At 68.8% G+C, this 23,132-nt stretch carries 23 protein-coding genes and 2 pseudogenes; 14 read left to right on the top strand and 11 right to left on the bottom strand.

Translation table 11 applies throughout. The features are described 5' to 3' along the window. The first annotated feature begins 32 nt into the window (after window positions 1-32). The 5 genes from AB0M59_RS05630 (at window position 33) to AB0M59_RS05610 (ending at window position 4,404) form a co-directional block, all read left to right on the top strand. Window positions 33-362 carry a carboxymuconolactone decarboxylase family protein gene (locus tag AB0M59_RS05630; protein WP_364609243.1) on the top strand — a complete coding sequence of 110 codons (330 nt, stop codon included), beginning with the start codon at window positions 33-35 and terminating at the stop codon, window positions 360-362. 422 nt (window positions 363-784) lie between these two features. Continuing rightward, window positions 785-1,105, top strand: coding sequence for a hypothetical protein (locus tag AB0M59_RS05625; RefSeq protein WP_364609242.1), 321 nt, complete (start codon window positions 785-787; stop codon window positions 1,103-1,105). A 106-nt stretch (window positions 1,106-1,211) separates the two neighbouring features. Then, window positions 1,212-1,967 (top strand): SDR family NAD(P)-dependent oxidoreductase, encoded by a 756-nt coding sequence (locus AB0M59_RS05620; RefSeq protein WP_364609240.1) that lies wholly within the window; start codon window positions 1,212-1,214, stop codon window positions 1,965-1,967. A gap of 39 nt (window positions 1,968-2,006) precedes the next feature. Then, window positions 2,007-3,605, top strand: a complete 1,599-nt coding sequence (locus AB0M59_RS05615) for a class I adenylate-forming enzyme family protein (protein ID WP_364609237.1) — start codon at window positions 2,007-2,009, stop codon at window positions 3,603-3,605. After that, window positions 3,598-4,404: an enoyl-CoA hydratase/isomerase family protein gene (locus AB0M59_RS05610; protein WP_364609234.1), complete on the top strand. Its 807-nt coding sequence runs from the start codon at window positions 3,598-3,600 to the stop codon at window positions 4,402-4,404. The genes AB0M59_RS05615 and AB0M59_RS05610 overlap by 8 nt, the downstream gene beginning before the upstream one ends. A 64-nt stretch (window positions 4,405-4,468) precedes the next feature. Here AB0M59_RS05610 and AB0M59_RS05605 read toward each other — a convergent pair whose 3' ends face one another. The 5 genes from AB0M59_RS05605 to AB0M59_RS05585 all read right to left on the bottom strand — a co-directional run bounded on the left by AB0M59_RS05605 (window position 4,469) and on the right by AB0M59_RS05585 (window position 10,127). After that, a complete protein-coding gene (locus AB0M59_RS05605; protein ID WP_364609231.1) occupies window positions 4,469-5,974 on the bottom strand; it encodes a 3-hydroxyacyl-CoA dehydrogenase NAD-binding domain-containing protein in 1,506 nt (501 codons plus the stop codon). 103 nt (window positions 5,975-6,077) lie between these two features. After that, on the bottom strand, window positions 6,078-7,337 hold the full coding sequence (locus AB0M59_RS05600) for a CoA transferase (protein WP_364609228.1): 1,260 nt from the start codon (window positions 7,335-7,337) through the stop codon (window positions 6,078-6,080). Beyond that, window positions 7,337-8,110: an SDR family oxidoreductase gene (locus AB0M59_RS05595; RefSeq protein WP_364609225.1), complete on the bottom strand. Its 774-nt coding sequence runs from the start codon at window positions 8,108-8,110 to the stop codon at window positions 7,337-7,339. The genes AB0M59_RS05600 and AB0M59_RS05595 overlap by 1 nt, the downstream gene beginning before the upstream one ends. Window positions 8,111-8,144: 34 nt before the next feature. Next, entirely contained in the window at window positions 8,145-9,362 is a 1,218-nt protein-coding gene (locus AB0M59_RS05590; RefSeq protein WP_364609222.1) for an acetyl-CoA C-acetyltransferase, read from the bottom strand. 21 nt (window positions 9,363-9,383) lie between these two features. Beyond that, the gene (locus tag AB0M59_RS05585) at window positions 9,384-10,127 is read right to left on the bottom strand and encodes a 3-oxoacyl-ACP reductase family protein (RefSeq protein WP_364609220.1); all 744 of its coding nucleotides are present in this window, start codon (window positions 10,125-10,127) and stop codon (window positions 9,384-9,386) included. Window positions 10,128-10,463: 336 nt separating this feature from the next. On the opposite strand from AB0M59_RS05585, the gene AB0M59_RS05580 reads away from it, so the two are divergent. From AB0M59_RS05580 to AB0M59_RS05540, 9 genes and pseudogenes are all read left to right on the top strand, one after another. Continuing rightward, window positions 10,464-11,240, top strand: a complete 777-nt coding sequence (locus AB0M59_RS05580; RefSeq protein WP_364609217.1) for an enoyl-CoA hydratase-related protein — start codon at window positions 10,464-10,466, stop codon at window positions 11,238-11,240. After that, entirely contained in the window at window positions 11,237-12,229 is a 993-nt protein-coding gene (locus AB0M59_RS05575; protein ID WP_364609214.1) for an acyl-CoA dehydrogenase family protein, read from the top strand. The genes AB0M59_RS05580 and AB0M59_RS05575 overlap by 4 nt, the downstream gene beginning before the upstream one ends. Window positions 12,230-12,337: 108 nt before the next feature. After that, window positions 12,338-13,099 carry a FadR/GntR family transcriptional regulator gene (locus AB0M59_RS05570; RefSeq protein WP_364609212.1) on the top strand — a complete coding sequence of 254 codons (762 nt, stop codon included), beginning with the start codon at window positions 12,338-12,340 and terminating at the stop codon, window positions 13,097-13,099. After that, window positions 13,092-14,297 carry a CoA transferase gene (locus AB0M59_RS05565; protein WP_364609209.1) on the top strand — a complete coding sequence of 402 codons (1,206 nt, stop codon included), beginning with the start codon at window positions 13,092-13,094 and terminating at the stop codon, window positions 14,295-14,297. Before AB0M59_RS05570 ends, AB0M59_RS05565 begins: the two co-directional genes overlap by 8 nt. After that, window positions 14,285-15,067 carry an enoyl-CoA hydratase/isomerase family protein gene (locus tag AB0M59_RS05560; protein ID WP_364609206.1) on the top strand — a complete coding sequence of 261 codons (783 nt, stop codon included), beginning with the start codon at window positions 14,285-14,287 and terminating at the stop codon, window positions 15,065-15,067. Before AB0M59_RS05565 ends, AB0M59_RS05560 begins: the two co-directional genes overlap by 13 nt. After that, window positions 15,064-16,224 (top strand): acyl-CoA dehydrogenase family protein, encoded by a 1,161-nt coding sequence (locus tag AB0M59_RS05555; RefSeq protein WP_364609202.1) that lies wholly within the window; start codon window positions 15,064-15,066, stop codon window positions 16,222-16,224. Before AB0M59_RS05560 ends, AB0M59_RS05555 begins: the two co-directional genes overlap by 4 nt. Before the next feature lie 24 nt (window positions 16,225-16,248). Further along, a complete protein-coding gene (locus tag AB0M59_RS05550; RefSeq protein ID WP_364609199.1) occupies window positions 16,249-17,448 on the top strand; it encodes an acyl-CoA dehydrogenase family protein in 1,200 nt (399 codons plus the stop codon). A 197-nt stretch (window positions 17,449-17,645) separates the two neighbouring features. Further along, window positions 17,646-17,741, top strand: a pseudogene (locus tag AB0M59_RS05545) (hypothetical protein); the annotation flags it as partial. Window positions 17,742-17,775: 34 nt separating this feature from the next. Beyond that, the gene (locus tag AB0M59_RS05540) at window positions 17,776-18,189 is read left to right on the top strand and encodes a hypothetical protein (RefSeq protein WP_364609191.1); all 414 of its coding nucleotides are present in this window, start codon (window positions 17,776-17,778) and stop codon (window positions 18,187-18,189) included. A 72-nt stretch (window positions 18,190-18,261) separates the two neighbouring features. On the opposite strand, the pseudogene AB0M59_RS05535 reads toward AB0M59_RS05540, so the two are convergent. From AB0M59_RS05535 to AB0M59_RS05510, 6 genes and pseudogenes are all read right to left on the bottom strand, one after another. Continuing rightward, window positions 18,262-18,432 (bottom strand): annotated as a pseudogene (locus AB0M59_RS05535) (hypothetical protein); the annotation flags it as partial. A gap of 738 nt (window positions 18,433-19,170) precedes the next feature. Then, window positions 19,171-19,350 carry a hypothetical protein gene (locus AB0M59_RS05530; RefSeq protein ID WP_364609188.1) on the bottom strand — a complete coding sequence of 60 codons (180 nt, stop codon included), beginning with the start codon at window positions 19,348-19,350 and terminating at the stop codon, window positions 19,171-19,173. A 140-nt stretch (window positions 19,351-19,490) separates the two neighbouring features. Further along, window positions 19,491-20,225 carry a TetR/AcrR family transcriptional regulator gene (locus AB0M59_RS05525; RefSeq protein WP_364609184.1) on the bottom strand — a complete coding sequence of 245 codons (735 nt, stop codon included), beginning with the start codon at window positions 20,223-20,225 and terminating at the stop codon, window positions 19,491-19,493. Further along, complete coding sequence (locus tag AB0M59_RS05520; RefSeq protein ID WP_364609181.1) at window positions 20,209-21,468, bottom strand: FAD-dependent monooxygenase; 1,260 nt, start codon at window positions 21,466-21,468, stop codon at window positions 20,209-20,211. The genes AB0M59_RS05525 and AB0M59_RS05520 overlap by 17 nt, the downstream gene beginning before the upstream one ends. Before the next feature lie 213 nt (window positions 21,469-21,681). Continuing rightward, on the bottom strand, window positions 21,682-22,053 hold the full coding sequence (locus AB0M59_RS05515; protein ID WP_364609178.1) for an antibiotic biosynthesis monooxygenase family protein: 372 nt from the start codon (window positions 22,051-22,053) through the stop codon (window positions 21,682-21,684). 80 nt (window positions 22,054-22,133) lie between these two features. Continuing rightward, window positions 22,134-23,036 (bottom strand): NADP-dependent oxidoreductase, encoded by a 903-nt coding sequence (locus tag AB0M59_RS05510; protein ID WP_364609174.1) that lies wholly within the window; start codon window positions 23,034-23,036, stop codon window positions 22,134-22,136. Window positions 23,037-23,132 lie beyond the last annotated feature (96 nt).

Here is a 23,132-nt window from a genome sequence, read left to right as displayed (position 1 = left end):
GATTCCACACTCCGACTGGCAGAGAGAGAATCATGTACCCGCTCAGCAAGCAAGAGAACTTCGTGTCCAATCTGGACCGTGTGCGCGAGGTTTCGCCCGAGGTTGCCACCGCCTTCCGCGGGTTGCGTGAAGCGGTCGACGGATACGGCTCCCTGGACGCCAAACAGCGTGAGCTGTGCCTCTTGGCCGGATTCGCGGCAACGCGGAACGAAGGGGGCTTCCGGGTCCACTGCACCCGGGCCGCGACGGCCGGCGCGACGCTCGCCGATGTTGAGCAGGTGGTCTTCCTGATGCTGGGCACGAGCCTCGGCCTGGCGCCGGTGGTGGAAGCACTGCACTGGGCGCAGGACGAGCTGGGCTGACGCGCTCCGCGAGCGTTCGGCGGACCTGGCCGCCACCGTCCATCCGCCGCGGCGGGCTTCGTGCCGTGCTCGCGCACCGATCTCGGGAGTCCCTATGGAAGGGCCGCGTTCCTCGGCGACCGGAAGGTCGAGCTGTGGGAGTTTCCGGACCCGGAGCCCCGCCCGGGCGGGGGCGGCGATCGGCTGCGCTACCGGGACCGTGTGGGGCGGTCTGAAGCGGATGGGGGACCTCGGCGGAGCCTCGATCGCGGTGTTCTGCCAGGGGCCCGCCGGGCTGTCGGCGACGCTGCGACCGTCGATCCCACGGCGGCATCGGCGTCGCTGGCGCTTCGCGAACTGACCGACTGTGTGGGAGTGCCAGTGGTCCTTGAGACGTCCGGGGCGACAGCCGCCGCGTCGGAAGGACTCGCCGCGCTCGCCCCGTGGAGAAGGTCTGTTTCGTTGGCCTGGACGGTGAGGTCCAGTTCGAGGTGCCTGCCTTCCATCGTCGGCAGGTGATGCTGCCGATGTCGCGGTCGATGTCGATCGTCCAGCAGCGGCTGTGCGCCGCGTTCATCGCGCGCAACCGGCTTCCGGTCGACGAGCTTTACAGCCATCAGTGGCGGCTCGACGAGGTTGTGGAGGCGTACCGGGGAGCTCGACCTGCAGTGGGCGGGCAACGGAGTCATCGTGGTCGCCGACGGGTCTTGACAGTCAGCCCGCAAGGCGTCAAGTATGTAAATGTAAGGCAGTTTGCACAGTGATAGGTCGCGAGAGGTCACGGACCTTCGCCGGCGGGGTGCGGAGCACGACTCTCAGGGCGTGACCGCCGCCAGGTGCCACCAACGACTGCGAGGAGGTGCGGTTCGCATGGCTACGAGCGGCGCGAACGACAAGAAGACGGCCCTGGTGGTCGGCGCGGGTTCCGGCATCGGCCGTGAGACCGCGAAAGTGCTGGCGGGCAAGGGACTCACGACACTCGTCGCCGACATCAACGTGGCGGCGACGCGTGAGCTGGCCGAGGAGGAGAGCGGGATCGTCGCACTGGGCGATCGCTCCTGGGACGCGACCGACCAGGCCGCCTGCCAGGAGCTGCTCGACCTCGCGGTCGCGGAGGTCGGCCGGCTCGATGTGGTCGTGTCGACGGTGGGCTGGACGGCGGTCAGCAAGTTCCTCGACGAGACGCCCGAGTACTGGCGCAAGATCGTCGATCTGAACCTCATGTCGGCCATCTACCTCTGCGCAGCCGCGGGGCGGGTCATGCGGGAGCACGGCGGAAGCATCGTGCTCACCGCGTCCGAGGCAGGCAAGGTCGGGACCTCGGGCGAAAGCGTCTACTCGGCCACGAAGGGCGGCGTGATCGCCTTGGCGAAGTCGCTGGCGCGGGAGTTCGCCCGGTACAAGATCCGCGTGAACGTGGTCGCGCCCGGCATCACCGCTACGCCGCTCCTGGAAAGCCAGGGCGGGGCTCAGATGCTGGACAGCATCGTCAAGCAGGTGCCGCTGCGGCGTGTCGGCCAGCCCGAGGACATCGCCGGCGCCATCGCATTCCTCGCGCTGGACGAGGCCGACTACATCACCGGGCAGACACTCTGCGTGGGCGGCGGCCTGACGATGACGTCCTGACCCGGCATGACGACGGCACGGCACAGATCAGGAGAGGCGTTGGAGACGGCAAGAACGGTCACCCAGCTCATGCGGCAGATCGAACGCCGGCCGTCCGGCGCGGTCGCGGTCGAGTCGGGCGACGGCAAGATCACGATCGGTGAGCTCAGGAGCCGGTCGAACCGCCTGGCGAATGCCTTCGCCGGGCTCGGACTGCAACCCGGCGCCCGGGTGGCCTACGCGGCGGCCAACGACCCGTCGTACGTGGTCCTGGAGTTCGCGCTGCTGAAGGCGGGACTGGTGAAGGTTCCGCTGAACCACCGCCTGACCCCGGCCGAACTGGTGCGCTGCCTGGAGCTGGCGGAAGTGCGGCTGGTCGTCGCGGACGTCGCCACCGCGGCCGCGCTCGATGACGTCCTGCCCGATGCCGGTCCGCTGAGGGTGGTCCTTGGTGAGGCGCGTGGATGGTATTCCTTCGAAGGCTTGGTCGCGGGCGGAAAGGACAGCTCGCTGCGCGCCGAGACCGGGCCTGACGATCTCTACCACATCCGGTTCAGCTCAGGCTCGACCGGAACGCCGAAGGGGATTGCGATCTCGCAGAGCGCCGCGCGGAGTGCGATCCTGGGCAACACGTGGGTGATGAGCTCGAGCGCCCCCGTCGCGGCTCCGCGTACGCTGCAGGTGGCTCCGCTCGTATACGCGGGCGGCTGGAGTGTACTGCCGACGTTGCTCTGCGGCGGCACGAACGTGGTGTTCCCCAAGTTCGACGCCGATGCCACGTTGCGGGCGATCCGGGACGAGGCGATCGACTGGATGTTCGCGGTACCGACGATGCTGCGGAGAATGGGCGAGTCGGCGGAGCTTCCAGCCCTGCGCGAATCCGGCCTCGGATGTCTCATGCTCGCCGGCGAACCTGCCGCCCTTCCAGCGCTCGAAACCGTATCGGAATACACCGATGCGCTCGTGCAGTGCTGGGGCCAGACGGAGGCGCCGGCTTCGACGACGCTGTTGACGAAGGCCGAGATGTCGAGCCGGGAACTCTGGTCCTCGATCGGCAGACCGATTCCGGGGGTGGAGTTTTCCCTGTTCGTCGACGGCAAGGTGCTCGACGAGCTCACGCCGGGTATCGAGGGCGAGCTGGTGATCCGGTCGGCCACGATCGCCTCGGACCTCCTCGGTGCCTCGGAGGAGCACAAGGAACGCCTGCTTCCGGACGGCTGGTGGCGGACCTCCGACGTCGGCCGGTTCGACGAGGAGGGCCGCGTCTACATCGTGGGCCGCGCCAGTGAAACCATCATCACCGGTGGTACCAACATCCAGCCGGTGGAGATCGAACGAGCTCTGGAGCGCCATCCAGAGGTGGCCGAGGCGGTCGTCGTGGGTGTTCCCGACGAACGCTGGGGCGAGACGCCGGCCGCTCTCGTCCATGCGCCGGCTTTGTCCGGCGAGCGTGGCGGTGCGCTGGCCGATTGGTTGCGCGAGCAGTTGGCGGGCTTCAAACGACCACGGCACGTGTTCGTGTCGGCCGAGCCGATTCCCCGGCGCTCGGGCGAGTCGAAGATCGCCCGCGGTGAAATGAAGCGGCTGCTCGGGCAATGGGTGGCCGCGCCGGAAAGTGTCCCTTCCCATGTGAGCAAAGTGGTGAAACCTCATGACTGACGAAGTGGTTGTCGAATCTGCCGGTGAGATCGGGACGGTCCGGCTCAACCGGCCCGACCGTGGCAACTCGGTCACCCCCGACGTGGTGACCAGCATGGGCGACGGTGTCCGCGAGCTGGCCGAAACCGACGCCGTGCGGGCCATCGTGCTGACCGGTACCGGAAAGGTCTTCTGCGCGGGAGCCGACGTCCAGGAGATGTACGCGGTGTTCGTCGCCGACGGCGCGGACGGGCTCATGACCTATCTCGCGGACGTGTGGATGCCGGCCGTGCAACGAACGGTCCGTGCACTGTGGAGCGTGCCCAAGCCGTTGGTCGCGGCGTTCAACGGCGCGGCCACCGCGGGTGGGCTCGACTTCGGGCTCTCGTGCGACGGCCGCGTAGCGGCGTCGACGGCGCGCTTCGCGGAGAGCTACGTAAACCTCGGAATGGTACCGGTCGCGGGCGGTATCTTCCTGCTGCCGCGGTTGGTCGGCCCGGCCGCCGCGACCGAGTTGATCGCCAGTGGTGAGCTCATCGGAGCGGAGCGGGCCCAGGCGCTCGGACTGGTCAACGAGGTGTGCGAACCGGACCAGTTGACCGCGCGCAGCGCGGAACTGGCGAGCCGGCTCGCCAAGGGACCGGGGGCCACCTTCACCCGGCTCAAGCTGGCCATGCGACGCGCGGAGACCGAAGAACTGGAGCAGGTGCTGCGGGAGAGCTACCAGGCCAATGTCGATCTCCTCACCCGCGACGACGTGCGTAGCCGCGTAGTCGCGGTGATGGAGCGGTACAGCCGGTCGAAAGCCGAGTCACGGTGAAGTGATCTCGGGCAGAGTCCGCTGCCTCCCACGGAAGGGGAAAGCCCTCCGTGGGAGGCAGTTTTCATCGGGCCGCCTGGCGGACCGCCGCGCGCAGGGACTGGCTAGCGCGGTAGCGGGGATCGTGGTATTCGGCCCAAAGCGTATCAAGAAGCTCTAGAACGGACTGGGGGCTCCAGCGTCGGCACCAGGCGAAGGGGCCGAGCGGGTAGTTCGTCCCCAAGGTCATGGCGGTGTCGATGTCCTCGGGGGAGGCGGTCCCCACGCGCGCGGTCTCCCACGCCTCGTTGATGATCATGCTCACGACCCGGGCGACGACCAGCCCCGGGGTGTCGGCGATCGGATACGCCCGCACTTTGCCACGTGCAAGCAGTGCGACCACGGCGTCTGCGAGTGGCCCGCTCTCACCGGCGAAGGCGATGGCCGACACCTTTTCCGGGGCCAGGCACCGGTCGAGGACCAGCACCGCTCCTCCACGCAGCAGGGACTCCTCGGCAGCGGTCTTCCCCGCCGTCACCGTGACCAGGCCCAGGCCGGGAAGTTCCAGGCTCGGAAGGCCGCCGGTTTTCTCGACCGAGTAACGCACGGAGGCACGGTCGAGCAGGGTGCGCAGCTGCGGACATTTGCCCCGCAGAATGGCGGCGCCAGGGCAGGCGGCATCGTCGGCGACTGCCGGGTCGGGGTCGGGTCGTTCGCCGTCGTAGCTGTCGTAGAAGCCGGCACCGGTCTTGCGCCCGTACCGGCCGCCCGCGACGAGTTCGCGCTGCAGGTGCGAGGGTTCGTAGCGCGGGTCGTGATGGAAGGCGGTCCACACCTTCCGCGTGACCTCGAAGTTCACGTCGTTGCCGATGAGGTCCATCAGCTCGAAGGGACCCATCCGGAACTCGCCCGCCGACCGCAGCATGGTGTCGACGACCTCGATCGTCGCGGCCTGTTCTTCGACCAGCTTCAAGGATTCGCCGTAGAACGGCCGGGCGACCCGGTTGACGATGAAGCCCGGCGCCGACCGCACCCGAGCCACGCTCTTCCCCCATGACGTCGCGAGTGTGGCCACGGTCGTCGCGATCGCGGGATCGGTTCCGACCCCGCTCACGACCTCCACCAGCCGCATGACCGGGACAGGGTTGAAGAAGTGCATTCCCACCACTCGTGCGGGTTCGGGGATGCCGGCGGCGATCTCGGTGATCGACAGCGACGACGTGTTCGTGGCCAGGATGGAGTCCGGACCGAAGTGGTTCGCCGCGGCTGTGAGGATTTTCTGTTTGACTTCGAGGTTTTCCAGGGCCGCTTCCACCACGATGGTGTCTGCGGGCGACGGCGCCTCCGAGATGTCCTGGGCCTGGACGAGCCGCTCCTTCGCGGCGATCGCCGCGTCCGGGTTCTTGCGGCCGAGCCGCGCGAGGATGTCCGCCTCGGCTGCGGCCAGCTGCTTGGCGTCGGGATCGACCAGCGTGACGTGGTGTCCGGCCGCGAGAGCCACCTGCGCGATCCCACGGCCCATGGTCCCCGCCCCGACGACGCAGACCGGGCGTATTGGCGCCTGCTCGGCGGGATGAGATTTTTCGGGCATGGTCAAGTCTTCCTTTCTGCGGCAGCCGTCGCCGGCAAGTACACAGGTCGTGACACGAGAAGGCAGGGCCGTGACGCGCGAAAGGGCGTGGCGGCCGGCTGCCTCAGCCGCCGGAGGGGCCGCCGATGATCCCGCGGTCATGTAAGCGCCCGATTTCGGCGTCGGCGAGGCCGAGAGCCCCGGCCAGCACCTCGTCGGTGTGCTCGCCGAGACGCGGTGCCGGGACTGCGGGACTGCCGGTGCCGTTCCAGCGCAAGGGCGAGCCGGTCGCCAGCATCGGTCCGATCCCGGGCTGGTCGATCTCGGCCGCGACGGAGCTCGTTTTGGCACGAGCGGCCGCCGCGGCTTCGGTGAGGCTCAGGTAGGGACTCCACAGCACGTGGGCGCGATCGAGGACCGTACGCACCGTGGCGAAGTCCTGCTGGGAGAACCAGGGGCGCAGTACGGCGACGATCGTCTCGCGAAGGCGATAACGGTCCCCTTCGTCGTCCAGGTCGGCGCCGAGCGTCTGCTCCAGGGCGGAGAAGACGGCGCCGGTACCCGTTGCCCTCAGCAGGGCGTGCCACTGGCCCTGGGTCAGCGCCACGACCATCACCCGGCGGGCGTCCGCAGTCGCGAAGTCGGCGCCGAACGAGCCGTAGAGGTGGTTGCCCTGCCGCGGTCTCGGCTTCTCGGCGAGTTCGGCCTCGGCCAGCCACCCCATGCTGCCCACGCCCGTGAGTGCGACGTCCGCCAGCGCGAGGTCGATCCGGGCGCCCGCACCGGTGCGGTCCCGGCGGAGGATCGCGGCCAGGATCGCGCTGACGGCGGTCATCCCGGTCAGCAGGTCCCACGCGGGGAGCACGTGGTTGACCGGCGCGCCGCTGTCCGGTGGGCCGGTCAGATACGGCACGCCGACCTCGGCGTTGACCGTGTAATCGACGGCCGGTGTGCCGTCAGCACGGCCTTCGACGTGTGCGTGGATGATGTCGTGCCGCCGCTGTCGCAGGTCTTCGTAGGTCGGGCGACGCTTGCCGACCATGTTGTCGAGGAAGATGCCTGCTTCGGGCCCCGGCGCCGCGGCAAGCGAGCGCAGCAGCTCGATGCCTTCCAGTGTCCGGTGGTCGATCGTCACCGAGCGTTTGCCCTTGTTGAGGTTCGCCCAGAACAGGCTGCGCCCCGAGGGGGTCACCGGCCACCGGCCGAAGTCGCTCCCGCCGCCCGGCGGGTCGACGCGGACTACGTCGGCGCCGAGCTGCACGAGCGCCATGCCCGCGGACGGGACGGCGACGAACGACGCCGCTTCCACGACGCGCCGGCCCGCCAGGGGATGGGCCGACGGTGCTCCCTCGGACAGCGGGGCCGTGTGGGTCCGAGCGGTCATCAGCTCGGCTGCCGCGGCATCGTCGCCAGCGACACGCCACCGTCGACGACCACCGTCTGCCCGTTGATCGCCGCGCTGCGTGGCGAACAGAAGAAGGCCATGACTTCGGCGATTTCCTCGGGCGTCGTGAACCGCCCTTCCGGCGTCAGCGCGAGCCAGTTGCGCTCGTAGGCGTCCCATTGGTCACCGGCGTACGTGCGGAAGGAATCGGTGTCGATCGGGCCGGGGCTCAGCCCGACCGCGGTCACACCGGCGGCGCCCAGTTCGAGGGCGAGGTACTTGATCATCGACTCCAGAGCCGCCTTCGCCGCGCCCAGGAGGCCGTGGCCGGGCAGCATCCGGAAGCTGTCCCAGCCCGAGACGGCCAGGATCCGCCCACCGCGCGGCATGTGGGGCAGGCTGCCCTGCACCAGGTCCAGAAAGCCCTGCAAGGTGATGGCCATGGTCTTCTCGACGTGATGATGGCGGATCTCGGACAGCGGCTTGAAAGCGCTGGCGGCCGCGTTGGCGACCACGACGTCGATCTTCCCGAATGCCTCGACCGCACCCTTCACCAGCGCGGCGACCTGGTCCGGCTCGGCCATGTCCGCCTGCACCGCCGCCGCCCGGCCGCCGGCGGCCACCACCTCGTCGACGGTGCGGGCGGCCGCGTCCGCGTTCTTCTTGAAGTTGACGACGACGTTCGATCCTTCGCTGCCCAGCCTGCGGGCCAGGCACTGCCCGATGCCCCGCGAGCCGCCGGTGATCAGCACTGTCTTGCCGTCGAGATCCATTCCCGTTCCTTCTCTCGGATGAGTCCCGGTGAGCTCACGCGGGGATGCGTTCGAAGACGGCGGCGAGTCCCTGGCCGCCGCCGATGCACATGGTTTCGATGCCGTAGCGGGCGTCTCGGCGGTCCAGTTCGCGGAGCAGGTTCGCGAGGATTCGCCCGCCGGTGGCGCCGATCGGGTGCCCGAGCGAGATCCCCGAGCCGTTCACGTTGACCCGCTCGAGGTCCGCATCGGCAAGATCCCACCCGCGGAAGCAAGCGAGTACCTGCGCGGCAAAGGCTTCGTTGAGTTCGATCAGGTCGATGTCCGACCAGCCGAGCCCGGCCCGTTCGAGGGCACGCCTGGCGGCCGGTACCGGACCGATGCCCATGCCGTGCGGCTCCACGCCGGCCAGCGACCAGCTGGCCAACCGGGCGAGTGGCCGTAGCCCGAGCGCTTCGGCCCGCTCGGGCGTGGTGACGATCGCCGCTGCGGCGGCGTCGTTCTGCCCGCTGGAGTTCCCCGCGGTCACCGTCGCGTCCGGGTCGGTGGCGGCCATGATCGGCTTCAGCCGGCTCAGCATCTCGGCGGTCGTTCCCGGTCGCGGGTGCTCGTCCGTCGTCACGACCTGTTGCGGCTGCTTGCGCGTGGCAGGCAGCGTGACGGGAATGGTCTCGTCCTTGAACAGACCGCCCTCGATGGCGGCCACTGCCCGCTCGTGCGAACGGGCAGACCACTCGTCTTGCTCCCGGCGGCTGATTCCGTACTCGCGACGCAGGTTTTCGGCGGTTTCGATCATTCCGCCCTCGACCGGGAACCGCTCGCCCCCGGAGTTGCGGCGCGGCTCGGCCAAGCGGTCGAGAAGCCGAGGCTGCCCGCCGTTGTTCCAGCGCACGCCCGGCAAGTAGAACTCGGTCTGGCTCATGCTCTCCGCGCCGCCGGCGAGGACGAGGTCGGAGCCACCGGTCGCGACCTGCATGCACGCGTAGAGAACCGCCTGGAGGCCCGAGCCGCACCGGCGGTCGATCTGCAACCCGGGCACGTTGACGTCGAGCCCGGCGTCGAGCGCGGCGATCCGTCCGATCGCTGCCGCTTCGCCGTTCGCGTAGCCCTGGCCGAAGATCACATCGTCGATATCCGCCGAGGTGAGGCCGGTCCGGTCCACCAATCCCTTGACCACGGTCGCGGCCAGGCGAGCGACCGGTACGTCTTTGAGCACTCCGCCGTAGCGGCCCACCGGCGTGCGGACGGGCTCGCAGATGACAGCGTCGATCACGTACTTCTCCTCAGTTGTCGGTCAAATGCTGGACTCGCCGCCGTCGATCGCGATCGTCTGTCCGGTGAGGAAGTCCGGCGCCTGGAGCGCGAGGTAGGTCACGAGGTTGGCCAGCTCCGCGGGATCTCCCATGCGGTGTGCCGGAATCCGCCGCAGCACCTTGTCCGTGGCCGCGATGTCCGCGCGGAGCTCGGCGTTGATGTCGGTGGCGAAGTAGCCAGGCGCGACAGCGTTGATCTGGGAGCCGAACCGCGCCCACTCCGCGGCCGCCGCACGAGTGAAGTTGATGACCGCGCCCTTCGAAGCGCAGTAGGCGGTGAAACCGGGGCGGCCGAGCAGGCCGAAGACCGACGCCACGTTGATCGCCCTGCCGCGGCCGGCGTCGGCGAACAGTTCGCCAGCCGCGCGGGTACACAGGAACATGCCGTTCACGTTCGTGTCGAAGATCCGGTGCCATTCGGCGTCGTCGAGATCGGCGAGTTTCGTTTGGCCGGTCACACCTGCGTTGTTCACCAGGACGTCGAGCCGGCTGAACCGGTCGACGCTCGTCTGGAACAGCCGACGCACCGAATCGGGGTCGGTCACGTCGGTCGGCACTGACAGTGCCGTGCCGCCGTGGTCGAGGATCTCCTTCTCGACCATCGTGAGGTGGTCCGGGGTTCGGCCCGCGAGCACTACGGAAACCCCTTCGGCGGCCAGACCCGAGGCGATTGCGCTGCCCAGGCCCCGGCCGGCGCCCGTCACGATCGCGACCCGTGAGCTCACGAGCACTCACTCCTTCGTGCTGATGTCGAGTTGTCCTGCCCTGGTGGGAACAGTCGTATTATTGTTTGACAACTAACATCTTGTCAAACTAAGCTGGTCAACAAGCGGCAACCAGGGGTTCGAGCAGCTCGGGTTGACCTTGACAAATATGTAAGACAATCACCACACTTGTGAAGTGATAGTCCTAGGCTCCTCCTCTGTCGATGCCCCGGCAAGCGGCAGTGGCGAGGCCCGGGCCTTGCCGGGGTCGTGGCGCCCATCGGGTCCGCGGCCCGGTGCGACCGGCCGGTGCATCAAGTCCGGTCTGCGGACGCACGACGACAAACCAGGAGTGTTATGACGTACGACGACATCTCGGTGACGTCCGCGGACGGGGTGGCGGTCATCCGCATCAACCGGCCCGACCAGGCGAACAAGCTCCGGTTCCAGACCGCCAAGGAACTGCTGAACGCCTTCCGTGAGGTACGGGAAGACCCGGCGATCGACGTTGCGGTGCTCACCGGCACGGGCGACAAGTTCTTCTGCATCGGTGGCGAACACGAAGAGCTGACCGCGCTGGACTACTCGAGCGTCATGCCGGTCATCGACCTCTACGAGTTCATCGACACGATGCCCAAGCCCGTCATCGCCGCGATCAACGGGTTCGCGGTCGGCGGCGGCAACGTGCTCCACGTGGTGTGCGACCTGGCCGTCGCTGCTCCGCACGCCGTGTTCCGCCAGGTCGGCCCCCTCGTCGGCAGCTTCGACGCCGGGTACGGCACCTGGTATCTCGAAGAGACGATCGGGCGTCGCCGGGCGAAGGAGATGTGGTACCTCAACAAGAAGTACTCCGCGCAGGAAGCGCTGACGATGGGCCTGGTCAACGAGGTGGTCGAAGATGGCTCAGTCGTCGACCGCGCGGTAGAGGTGGCCCAGACGCTGCGGCAGCGCGGCCCGTTCGCGATCGCTGCCCTCAAGACCGCGTTCTCCGGCCGGCACACCGGCGTGGCCGGACAGGCCCGGCTCGCGCACGACCTCTTGCTGACCGCCTACCGGGGTACCGCCGAGTCGGCAGAAATGTCCCGGGCCTTCGAAGCCCGCGAACAGCCCGACCGCAAGAAACTGAACCGATGAGCGTGGGGGACCCCGAACTGCGCCAGTTCCTCGAGGCTGTGCGCAAGCTCGTGGCCGATCACACGGATTCGGGCCGGCTGGCCGGCGCTGCCGCGGATGCCGGCAAGCTGCGAGCCGCCCTGGACGGCGCGGACGTCACCGACCTCGCCCTGGAGACCCACGGCATGGACACCGCCGGTCGCTGGTTGTCGGAGGTGGTGAGAGAAGTCGCGCGCGAGTGCCCGTCGCTCGGCTTCGTCTTGGCTGCGCGTTACACGGCGCAGCGGGCGATCGCGGAACTGGGCGGCGCGGACGGCGGACGCGAGGCAACCACCGCATTTCTGGATCCGCTGCCCGGAGTTCCCGTCGAGGACGAGGAACCCGCCGGGGCGGCGCCATTCTTCTTCGAACCCGATTCGGTGCTCGTCCTCGATTCATCCTCTTCGGACGCGACTCTCATCCGGCAGAGGGCGTTCGAGGACTTGGGCGATGCGCCGGCACGGTCCGGTCTGGCCGACGCGAAGCTGCGCCTGGTGCGGGTTTCTGACTCCACTACGCCGATCGATCGGGCCATCGCGTCCGGTCTCCTGCGGGATTGGCACATCCTGGCCGGCTCGGTTTCGATCGGAATCGCCGAGAGGGCGCTCAGCGCCGCGGAGTCGTACGCCGGCGAGCGCAGTCAGTTCGGCGCCAAGCTCACTTCATTCGTCGGCATCCGAGCGATGCTGGCCGAAATGCACATCCGGTTGACCGGTGCGCGCGCGATTCTCGACCAGCAGATCGGCGCCGAGCGCGACACGGCGGATTCCGCCACGGCTGCCGCCGTCGCCGGCCGTGCCGCGGTCGACATTGCCCTCGATGCCGTCCAGGTGCACGGGGGATACGGCTACATCGACGAATACCCGGTCGCGCGTCTGGTGCGGGACGCCGTGAGCATGCGTGCCCGGAGTGGCTCTCGTCGCGCGGCGGTGGCGCGGATCGCGGAACACCGGCTCGGCACGTTCGCGTAGGGGGTGGGTCGTTGATTCCGGGAACCGGGCCGCTGCCGCTGGTGCGGCGAGGCACTGATAAAGACTGTCATCGACTCGGATCCATGACATTCAGAAGGGGGCTTCGAGATGAGCAATGACTGGAAGCGGCGTACCGAAGTGGACGACTTCAAGGCCCAGCAGGTCGTACGTCCACGAGCTCAGGTGGAGCGGCAGCTCAAGGACGCGATCCTGACCGGCAAGCTCACCCCGGGAGACAAGCTCCCGACCGAAACCGAGCTCGCCCAGCAGTTCGGGGTAAGTCGGCCCACCGTCCGGGAAGCGCTCGGGGGCCTGGCCAGCGCCGGGCTCATCCGGAAGATCCCGGGCGTCGCCGGTGGCAGCTTCGTCAACAGTGTCAACCCCGACTCACTGAGCCAGACTCTGCGGGAGTCGGTCGGCACCATCTTGCGGCTCGGGACGTTGCACATCGACGAGCTCACCGCGGTCCGGCGGGTGCTGGAAATCCCATCCGCGCGCATGGCGGCGGAGAACCGGAGCGAAGAGGACCTGGAGAAGCTGCGCTCGATCGTCGAGCGGCAGCGGACCACCACGATCGACGATCCCGAAATCCCGAACTACGACCTCTCCTTCCACGCGACCATCGGCCAGGCATCGGGAAACCGGCTGCTCGCCGCCTTCATCATGGCGGTCCACGGCGCCACCCACCCAGCCGAGTACCTGGAAGTGACCGACGAGGTCGCGCGCAAGACCGTCAAACAGCACATCGCGATCGTCGCGGCCCTGGAAGCCGGAAACCCGGCCAGTGCCGCCGAGGCGATGGAAACGCACCTCGACTACGTCCTTCGGTACTCGACGGACTATCCCAAGAATGCGGGGGCTCATGAGTAGTGGCAACAGGCCGTTGAGCGGCGTCCGGGTGGTGGACATCTCGTCCTCGTACGCCGCTCCCACCGCCTCGATGTACCTCGGTGACATGGGCGCGGACGTCATCAAGGTGGAGCCGGTGCGCGGCGACGACGCGCGCGGCTGGGGCCCGCCCTTTCTGAACGGCGAGGCGGTGTGGTTCCTCTCGGTCAACCGGAACAAGCGCAGTTTTTGCCTCGACATCAGGACCAGCGAGGGGCGTGACCTGCTCTTCCAGCTCCTGGAGTCCGCGGACGTCTTCATCGAAAACCTCAATCCGGCGAAGCTGGAAAAGCATGGCCTCACCCCCAAGACCTTGACCAAGCAGTTCCCGAAGCTGGTCGTGTGCGCGTTGTCCGGGTTCGGTCTCGACGGCCCGGATGCTGCCCTGCCCGGGTACGATCTCATCGCTCAGGCGAGGTCCGGGATGATGAGTGTCACGGGCGTCGATGACGTCCCCCAGCGGGTCAGCACCGCGTTGTCCGATGTGGCCGCCGGGACGGTGGCCGCGTTCGCGATCGCCGCGGCGCTGGTGCGGCAGCAGGCGACGGGCAAGGGTGAGGTCGTCGACGTGTCCCTGCTCGAGGCGGATCTCGCCTTCATGTCGCCGCGCATCGCGAGTTACCTCGCCGGCGACACGGAGCCCCGGCCATGTGGCGGTACCGATTCCGTGGTGGCCATCTACCAGACGTTTCAGACCATCGACCGCACGATCGTGGTGGCGATCGGCAACGACCGGCATTGGCAGAGCGCGTGCGGGGCGCTGGGGCTGGGGTACCTGTTCGAGGAGCCGGACCTCGCCACGAACGCCGGACGGCGCGCGCGGCGAGCCGAGGTCGTGGACGCTTTCCAGGCCGTGTTCGCCACGATGACGGCGCAGAAGGCGCTCGATGCACTGCAGGCCGTGGGCGTTCCGTGCGCGCGGATCAGTTCGCTGTCCGAGGTCGTCGCCGACCCGCAGGTGATCGCACGCAACTCGATCCCCGAACAGCAGCACCCGACTGCCGGCACCTTTCGCGGCGTCGGCTCCCCGTGGCAGCTGGCTTCCGACGGCGGGAGCGGGGTCAAGGCCAGCCCGGCGCCGCTGCGAGGCGAACACGGCCGTGACGTCCTCACCGAGCTGGGCGTGCCCGACGAGAAGATCGAGACCCTGGTCCAGGACGGTGTCGTATGGGTGCCCTGATCGAGGTCGACGACGACGGCCCGGTTCGCTCCCTGACGCTCAACCGGCCCGACCGGCTGAACGCCCTGAACAGAGCGGTCCTCGACGAGCTCGACCGGCTGCTCACCGAGGCCGCGGCGACGGACACCGCGAAGTGCATCGTCATCCGCGGCGCCGGCGACCGCGCTTTCTGCGCCGGGGCGGATCTGGAGGAGATCCGCGGCCTGGGGCCGGCGCAGGCCCACGAGTTCATCCGCCGGGGCCAGCGCACGATGTCGGCGATCGAGTCTTCGGTGGTCCCGGTCATCGCGGAGGTCGACGGGTTCGCGCTCGGCGGCGGTTTCGAACTGATGCTCGCCTGCCACGTGGCGGTTGCGTCGGACCGCAGTTCGTTCGGCCTGCCCGAGGCGCGTATCGGGTGTATCCCCGGATTCGGTGGCACGCAACGACTTTTCACCGCGGCCAGCCGGGCGACCGCGTTCCACCTGTTGCTCACCGGGGATCGCGTCGACGCCGAACGCGCTTGGCACGTCGGTCTGCTGTCGCTGCCACCGGTGGCTGCTGCCAACCTGCCGGGTTCCGCGCGCGAGGTTGCGCAGCGGATCGCCGCGGGCAGCCGAGCCGGTACGCGCAACGTCCTTGAGGCGGGACGGCGCGCGCTGCGCAGGCCGGCCCTCGAGCACGAGGCCGCGCTGGCGGCGATCGCGATCTCGTCAGCCGACGGGCAGGAAGGCATCACCGCGTTCGCCGAGCGGCGTTCGCCGGTGTTCGATCGGGAGCGGACCTCATGACCGGGCCAACGAAACAGGAACACGCGAACGCCGAGCTGCTCGCCAAGCTGGATGAAGTGCTCACCACCGTCGTAGCGCCGGAGGCCGAACACACCGACCAATCCGGCGAATTCCCCTGGAAGTCCGTCCGCGCGCTCGCCGCCGGCGGGCTCGGTGGTCTGCTGATGTCGCGGGAACTCGGCGGCCAGGAGATGCCGACGGTCGTTTATGCCCAGGCGGTCGAACGGATCGCCGCCGCGTGCGGAGCCACCTCGACCGTCTACATGACTCAGATGCACTGCGCGCACCCCATCGCGCTACAAGGCCGTGCCGATCAGCGCGAGCGGTGGATTCCCCGCCTGTGCTCAGCCGACGCAATCGGGGCGATCGCCTTGACCGAACCGAACGCCGGTTCGGACGTCGCGACGATGACCACGGTCGCACGCCGTGCTGGGGACTCATACCTGATCAACGGTGGCAAGACGTTCATCTCCAACGGCGACGTCGCCGACGTGATCGTGCTCTTCGCGACGGTGGACCGCTCTCGCGGCAAGAACGGCATCACCGCGTTCCTCGTCGAGACGACGGAGCTACCGGGCTTCCGCGCGGGCACGCCGATGAAGAAGCTGGGGCAGAAGGGCGCCTCGACGGTCGAGCTGCACTTCGACGAGTGCCGGATCCCGATGACCGCGCGACTCGGCGACGAGGGAATGGGCTACCCGCTGCTGCTGCGGTCGGTCGCGAAGTCCCGGATCAGCGCCGCCGCGCAGGGCGTCGGATTCGCGGCGGGCGCGTTCGATGCCACCGTGCGGTATTGCGCGGAGTACGGCCTCCTCTCGTCACGTACCCGGGAAGCGCAGGACCTCCAGTTTTCCCTCGCCGCGCTGCGCTCGGAGATCTTCGCGGCGCGCGCGATGCTGCACTCGGTCTGCGACCTGGTCGACCACCGAGCGGACGACCCAACGGCCGAAGTGTCGATGGTCAAGCTTCACTGCACCGCGCTGGGCGTTCGGGTGTCGTCCGCCTGCGCCGAACTCCTCGGCGCCGACGGTGACCGGCTCGACCTCGGCGTCGAACGCCGGCTTCGGGACGCCAAGATCACCGAAATCTACGACGGCACCAACCAAATCCAGAGCATGCTGATCGCCCGCGACCTCCGGCTGGCCACCAGCCACTGACCGACCACGGAAAGCAGGAAGAACATGGGCCGGTTGTGCGAGACCGAAGGTCTCACCCCCGACCAGACTGACATCCTCGACACCGTCCGGCGGTTCGTCGACGAGCGGATCCTCCCCGTCGCCACGGAGCTGGAACACAAGGACGAGTACCCGACGGCGATCGTCGAAGGCCTGGCGGAACTAGGGCTGTTCGGGCTCACCATTCCCGAGGAGTACGGCGGACTCGGCGAGTCGTTGCTGACCTACGCCCTGGCGGTCGAAGAGCTTTCCCGCGGATGGATGAGCGTGTCCGGCATCGTCAATACGCACTTCATCGTCGCGTGGATGTTGCTACAGCACGGAACCGAAGAGCAGAAGCGGAAGTACTTGCCGCGCATGGCGACCGGTGAGGTCCGCGGCGCGTTCTCGATGTCCGAACCCGGGTGCGGCTCGGACGTGTCGGCGATCCGGACCAAGGCCGTGCGCTCTGAATCCGGCGGCTACGTGATCAACGGCCAGAAGATGTGGCTGACCAACGGCGGCTCGGCCAACCTGGTCGCGGTACTGGTCAAGACGGAGGAAGGAGCGGATTCCGTCTACCGGAACATGACCACGTTCCTGGTGGAGAAGACCGCGGGCTTCGGCGAGACCGCTCCCGGCGTGCATGTACCGGGCAAGATCGAGAAAATGGGGTACAAGGGCGTCGACACCACCGAGCTGGTGTTCGATGACCATCACATCGACGCTGAGCAGGTGCTGGGCGGGACGCCGGGGCGCGGCTTCTACCAGATGATGGACGGCGTCGAGGTCGGCCGGGTGAACGTTGCCGCTCGAGGTTGCGGGGTGGCGATGCGCGCCTTCGAGCTGGGGGCCGCCTATGCCCAGCAACGGGAGACCTTCGGCAAGCGGATCGCCGACCACCAGGCGGTGCTTTTCCGGCTCGCGGAAATGGCCACCAAGGTTGAAGCGGCCCACCAGATGATGGTCAAGGCCGCGCGAAAGAAGGACGCCGGCAACCGCAACGACCTCGAGGCCGGGATGGCGAAGTATCTCGCCTCCGAATACTGCGCCCAGGTTGTGGAGGACGCCTTCCGCATCCACGGCGGTTACGGCTTCTCAAAGGAGTACGAGATCGAACGGCTGTACCGCGAGGCGCCGATGCTGCTCATCGGTGAAGGCACTGCCGACATCCAGCGGATGATCATCGGGCGTCGTCTGCTCGAGGACTACCGGCTGGCTGTCTGAGTTGTCACCGCGGGAACCCGCCGCGTCGAGATCGCGCGACGGGAACCGTCCTGCCCGCACTTTCCTCGATCGTCGCTCCAATGGTGAGCGACCCGACCCGTGGAGTGGATCAATGCCGGCGCTGCTGGTAGGTGTGCCCCAGGAGACGCGGACCGGTGAGACCCGGGTAGCGATAACCGCAGGCTCCGTCGAACCAACTGATCAAACTTGGCTACCAGGTGGTGGTGGAGACTGGGGCCGGGCTCGGCGCGGACATCGCCGACAGCGCTTACTCGGCCGCCGGGGCTGCGATCGCCGAGCCGCGAGAAGGCGTGGAGCGCGGACGTCGTGGTCACCGTCAACGCTCCCGGCGCCGAGGAGATCGCGCTGTTGCGCAAGGGCGCTACCCTGATCGGCCTGCTCGCCCGGGGCTTAGTCCCGAACTGCTTGAGGCAGCGGTTCGAGGCGGGGTTGTCCAGCCCTACGACCTGGCTCGTTCGCCGCTTCGAGCACTGGACGACCGTCATCGAGCAAGCGGCCATCGTCGCTCAGAACATCCTGGCCGGTGTCGCCCGCCTGCGCATCGCGTACGAGTCGGTCCCGTATTTCTGGAGCGATCAGCTCGGGGCAAGATCCAATCGCTCGGATCACCCGACGCCGACATCGAGATCATCTCGGTGGGGGAACGGGCCGCCTGGCGATCTACGGCCGCGCCGGGTGTCGCGGTGGCTGCCGTCGGCTTCTCGTGCGCACGTGCCCTGATGTCGTTGCGGGCCCCAATGTGGCATTCACGGACTTTGGCCACGAAGGTCACGATGAACCGGCGGCCCGGGCTCAGTCCGCGTCCAGGCCCGTCAGGAGCAGCCGGCAGAAGATCTCGGCGAACTCCGCCACGCTGAGCCGGCCTGACGGGTAGTACCAGCGGGCCGCCGAGTTGAACATCCCGACCAGCGTCCGGCGGACGAATCTCGCGTCCGGTCCGGCGAACTCGCCCGAGGCGAAGCCCTCGTCGAGGACGTGGAAGCCTGGGCTGCTGCGACGGAGGTCTTGCTGGCCCCGAGTTTCCCCGCACGACGATCAAGCTCGTCGAGGTCGATCCCGTGGCCGTCACGTGTTGCACTGTAGGACGTCGCCGGACGTTTCGCGGGTGAGACTTCGTCTGCGAATTGCTCGACCAGTCGCACCTGGGCATCCACCAGCGGGATCACGTGCTCGGCGCCGGCGTCGTCTTCGAGCCGGGCGTACGACGGCGAGGACGTCGGCGAGCGTGCCGAGGGCGGTCTGGCCGACAGAGCGGGGATGGTCCAGCACGTTCGCTGAGCAGCTCAGCTTCCCGGACCACTTGCTCGGCGTGGCGAAGCTGGCCGGTGCGGCGCCCCGGCAGCCATCGATCGATGGCGGTTACTCTCAGTCCCACGACGGACGATCGGAGCTCCACCGTGCGGCGCAGGAAGTTTCTCGCCGTGCTGGCCGGCACCGGGTCCTCCCGGCCGGAGTTGCCGCTGATGCGGGCCGCGACCCGCAGCTGGATGTGGACTTGTGGAGAGCCCGGTGCTCGGAGACGGGCACGCCGGGTTCGGGAGGCGGCTCGAGGAAACCCACAGGTGGAGACACCAGCAGGGCGCCCCGAGTCGACCTCACCCAGACCCTCCCGCTCGGTCAGCTCCTCGACCGCACCGACCCGCGCGTAGCCGGCGTTGTTCACGACGACGTCGAGGCGGCCGAAGTGCTCGGCGGCCCGCTTCACCTCCGCGAAGACGGCGGCCTCGCCGGTGACTCCATTTCGAGGGGCAGCACGGCATCGAGGGGCAGCACGGCGTCGCCGTAGCCGGCGACCAGCTCGTCGAGGCTTGCGGCGCTCCGGGCGGCCGCGGCCACCTTGTCGCCGTGGGCCAGCGCCGCCTCGGCGCAGCAGCGGCCCAAGCTGCGCGAGGAGCCGGTGACGAACCGGATCTTGCTCAGGATGTCTCCGTGGTGTTCCGGGTTGTTCCCGGCCGACCACGAGACACCGGCACCCTGATCCCTTGTGACAGCGAGCCTTGGTGACGCGTGCCACTGGCCGGCTACCGGTCCGGAGCCTGACCGCCGGGTGTCGCGAGGCTCGGCGCCGCGATGAGCTCGAGGGCGGTTGCGCGGCCTTCGGAGAGGGAACGAAGGCCTTCCGCGGCCGCGGCGCGGATCTGGCCGAAGGTGGCGTTCTCCGGTCCGAGCAGCGCGGTCACCGACGTCGCGAGCACCCGCTGCGGGTCGGCGGGTGCCAGGCGGAGGCGCCCGTGGGTGGTGACCGCCAGGAATCCGGTGAGGAGTGCGTGCAGGGCCAGTGCCTGGTCGGCGAACGCCCAGTCGGTCCTCGCCAGGTCGTGGCGGCGCCAGATCGGCAGCACCTCGTACATCACCGCGTCCGGGCCCAGCGTGTCGAGCAGCTTGGCCGACCGGGGGTCCTCCGTGAGCGCGCCGAGCAATTCGTCGTCGTCGCGGCGAAGCGCACTGACGAACGGGTGCCGGGCCGCCGTGCTCAGCATGTGGGGGACGAGGCGGGAGGGCCGGGCGAGGTCGGGATCGGCGGCGACCGCTTCACTGACGTCGTCGGCGAGGGCGAGGAAGTCACGGGCGATCAGGCCGAGCAACAGGTCTTCCTTGGTCTTCCAGTACAGGTAGACGGTGCCCTTGCCGATGTGCGCCTTGGCGGCGACGTCGGCGATCGTCACACCGCGGCTGCCGCGGCCGAGCAGCAGTTCGCCCGCGGCGGCGAGGATGCGCGCCGCCTTGGGCGAGGTGTGTTCAGGCAGTTCCGCCACCACGTGTCCTTCCGGCCGGCGTGGGCTCCAGCGCCTTGCCGACGATATCGGCGTTCTTGAACTCCACGATGTCGTCCAGCCGCATCATGCGCTCCATCAGGCGGCCGCCGAGCCGGGTCCGGGCCAGCTTCGGCAGCGTCCGCCGGACCAGGATCTCCAGCCGGTTGTCCGCCATGAAGATCTTGCGGTCGCCGGCGGCGCCGTCCTGATAGTGATCGATGTAGGGGCGCAGCGCCCGTTCCCATTCCGTGAATGCGGTCCCGATGTCGTCGTGGCGTTCGAGCATGGTGCCCAGCATGTCGGCACCGGTCAGTCCGGAGGAAACGCCCATGCCCGCGTAGAGCGTCACGCACCAGGCCGAGTCGCCGACCAGGACCACGCGCCCGCGGTGCCAGCGCGCCATCCGCACCTGTTCCACCGAGTCGAACAGCACTTCGCCCGCCGATTCGAGGCGGTCCACGACGTCGCCGAGCGTGCGGCCCAGTGGCTGCGGGCCGAACGCGGCCCGGACGCGCTGCGCGGGCGGCTGCGCGAACTCCGCGTCGACGTCGCCGGTGCGGTAGGTCAGCATGATCGTCGGGTTGTGGTCGGCGAAGGTGAAGACCCACATCGAGCGGCCCGGCTCGAGCAGCGTCGCCCCCTCCCCCGGAACGAGGCCGGCCGGGGTCCCCTCGTATTCGAACGCGGCGACCATGTAGCCGAGCCGGCGCAGGTGGTCGGCGTGCGGGCCGAACACCAGCGACCGCACGGTCGAGCGCAACCCGTCCGCGCCGACGACGAGGTCGAACCGCTCGGTGACCGAGGTGCCGGTCGCGCTGTCCAGCAGGGTGACGTCGACGCCGTCGGCGTCCTGCTCGATCGCGGTGGGCACGGTCGAGTACCGGATCTCGACGTCTTCGGGCAGCATCGAGTAGGCGGCCCGCTCGGCGTCAGCGCGCAGCATCAGCCACGGTTTGCCCGGCAGGTCGACGAGCCCCATGCCCGGCCGGACACGCCCGTGCCGGTCGATGGTCAGTGGTGGCTTCGCCGTGGCGCGGTCGTGGAGGTGGGCGTCCATCCCCAGCCGTGTCGCGGCCGCTTTGCCGGCACCGAACAAGGCCACGAAGTAGCCGCCGGAGCGGCGCTGGGCGGCGCGTTCGATGAGGACGGGCGTCCACCCCGCCGTGTGGAGCCTCGCCGCGGTGGACAGCCCGCTGACACCCATCCCGACCACGAGGACCCGGCCTGCGCTGGAGTTCGCCATGGCATCGACCATACTGACCAGATCGTTCAGTTGGTCAATCTGTTATCCGGGTCACAATAGCTGGGTCGCCAGGTCACCGGCAGCGACGTGACGCCGTGGATCGGGGACAAAGTCTGGAATTCGAGCTGCTCGAACGGGACGGCCAGACGGAGGGCCGGCGCCGGCGCGATGGCCGTCCACGCTGGGAGCATCGTCTCGACCGGGTGGCATCTGTCATTCGCCTCCGCAGATGCCCTCGACGGCGACCTTCTGGTACAGGTGCGGGTAGGCGAGGGTGCCGGCAGGGTACTGCTCGGCGTGCTTGGCGAATTCCGGCGTGTTGAACGCGGCCCGTAGGGCTGCAGGGGACTTCCAGACTGCAACGTTCGTGAACAGCCGGCTGCCGCCGATGCCGCGGTACAGCTGCACCGCGAGGAGGTCCCCCGTGTCCTTCATGTACTGCGCGTCGGCCGCCCAGGCGGCCAGGACCTCGTCGGTCTTGCCTTCGGGCGCGACGAACGTGTTGATGATGGTGACCGGTCCGGTCTCCACGTTGTGCTGGCTGACGAACGGGGTGGAGTCGTCGAGGTTCTTGAGGGTGAGCATGCTTCCTCTATCGGTGTTGGCCCTGATTTGTTCAAGGACGTCGTAGTGCGGCGGTCGAACTACCAGCCGGCCCTGTTTCGCTACGGGACCAGGACTACCTTCCCGCCCGCGTGGCCGGTCTCGCTCAGCTCGTGGGCCAGGCCGGCGTCGGCCAGCGCGAAGGTCGCGACGACGCGGACACTGAGCGCGTCGTCCGCGACGAGCTGGGCGTACTCGGCGAGCTGCGCCCCGAACCGCCTGCCACCGCCGGAGAACACGATGCCCAGGTCGAAGGCGCGAAGGTCGGTGATCGTCACGATCCGGTCTGTGCCGCCGCGCAGCTCGATCGACACGTCGAGGGCGTCCTGCCCGGCGGCGTCGAAGACCGCGTCGACACCCTGCGGCGCGAGAGCACGGACCCGATCGGCGAGTCCGTCGCCGTAGGTGACCGGGAGTGCGCCGAGCGAGCGCAGGTAGTCGTGGTTGCGCGGCGACGCGGTGCCGATGACGGTGACGCCGCGGGCCACCGCGAGCTGGACGCCGAACGCGCCCACCGCTCCGGCCGCGCCGTGCACCAGCAGCGTCTCCCCATCCGTCGCCACGAGGGTGTCGAGCACGCGGTCCGCGGTCTCCAAGGCCACCGGCAGCGCGGCGGCGGTCTCCCAGTCGAGGCCGGCCGGTTTGCGGGCGAAGTCCTCGGCCAGGGCGTACTCGGCGTAGGAGCCGGTCACGGTCCAGGCCAGCACCTCGTCGCCCACCGCGACGCCGGTGACGCCCGCCCCGACCTCATCGACCACGCCGGCCGCTTCCACGCCGGGGATCGCCGGCAGGGACGCGGGCGCCATGTCCGGCATCCAGCCCCGGCGGATCTTGTAGTCCACCGGGTTGACGCCGGCGGCCACGACCTTCAGGCGCACCTGTCCGGGCCCGGCGTGCGGCTCCTCGACGTCCTCCAGCCGCAGGACCTCTGGGCCGCCATACTCCGCGTAAACGATTGCCTTCATCTCTCACTCCCATGATCCGGTGATGACTCCAGTTTGGACACCGACCGGCTCCACCCTGGCCATCCGTTCGGCCAGTTCGACCTGGCCGGAAGGACG

Source organism: Amycolatopsis sp. NPDC051371 (genome assembly GCF_040682155.1).
Lineage (GTDB): Bacteria > Actinomycetota > Actinomycetes > Mycobacteriales > Pseudonocardiaceae > Amycolatopsis.
This window is presented reverse-complemented; position numbering and strand designations above follow the sequence as displayed.

Bases quoted from the DNA above. Each gene is read 5' to 3' on its own strand.
- AB0M59_RS05630 (WP_364609243.1), top strand. From the start codon at position 33: ATGTACCCGCTCAGCAAGCAAGAGAACTTCGTGTCCAATCTGGACCGT.
- AB0M59_RS05620 (WP_364609240.1), top strand. From the start codon at position 1,212: ATGGCTACGAGCGGCGCGAACGACAAGAAGACGGCCCTGGTGGTCGGC.
- AB0M59_RS05610 (WP_364609234.1), top strand. From the start codon at position 3,598: ATGACTGACGAAGTGGTTGTCGAATCTGCCGGTGAGATCGGGACGGTC.
- AB0M59_RS05605 (WP_364609231.1), bottom strand. From the start codon at position 5,974: ATGCCCGAAAAATCTCATCCCGCCGAGCAGGCGCCAATACGCCCGGTC.
- AB0M59_RS05600 (WP_364609228.1), bottom strand. From the start codon at position 7,337: ATGACCGCTCGGACCCACACGGCCCCGCTGTCCGAGGGAGCACCGTCG.
- AB0M59_RS05595 (WP_364609225.1), bottom strand. From the start codon at position 8,110: ATGGATCTCGACGGCAAGACAGTGCTGATCACCGGCGGCTCGCGGGGC.
- AB0M59_RS05580 (WP_364609217.1), top strand. From the start codon at position 10,464: ATGACGTACGACGACATCTCGGTGACGTCCGCGGACGGGGTGGCGGTC.
- AB0M59_RS05575 (WP_364609214.1), top strand. From the start codon at position 11,237: ATGAGCGTGGGGGACCCCGAACTGCGCCAGTTCCTCGAGGCTGTGCGC.
- AB0M59_RS05570 (WP_364609212.1), top strand. From the start codon at position 12,338: ATGAGCAATGACTGGAAGCGGCGTACCGAAGTGGACGACTTCAAGGCC.
- AB0M59_RS05565 (WP_364609209.1), top strand. From the start codon at position 13,092: ATGAGTAGTGGCAACAGGCCGTTGAGCGGCGTCCGGGTGGTGGACATC.
- AB0M59_RS05560 (WP_364609206.1), top strand. From the start codon at position 14,285: ATGGGTGCCCTGATCGAGGTCGACGACGACGGCCCGGTTCGCTCCCTG.
- AB0M59_RS05555 (WP_364609202.1), top strand. From the start codon at position 15,064: ATGACCGGGCCAACGAAACAGGAACACGCGAACGCCGAGCTGCTCGCC.
- AB0M59_RS05550 (WP_364609199.1), top strand. From the start codon at position 16,249: ATGGGCCGGTTGTGCGAGACCGAAGGTCTCACCCCCGACCAGACTGAC.
- AB0M59_RS05520 (WP_364609181.1), bottom strand. From the start codon at position 21,468: ATGGCGAACTCCAGCGCAGGCCGGGTCCTCGTGGTCGGGATGGGTGTC.
- AB0M59_RS05515 (WP_364609178.1), bottom strand. From the start codon at position 22,053: ATGCTCACCCTCAAGAACCTCGACGACTCCACCCCGTTCGTCAGCCAG.
- AB0M59_RS05510 (WP_364609174.1), bottom strand. From the start codon at position 23,036: ATGAAGGCAATCGTTTACGCGGAGTATGGCGGCCCAGAGGTCCTGCGG.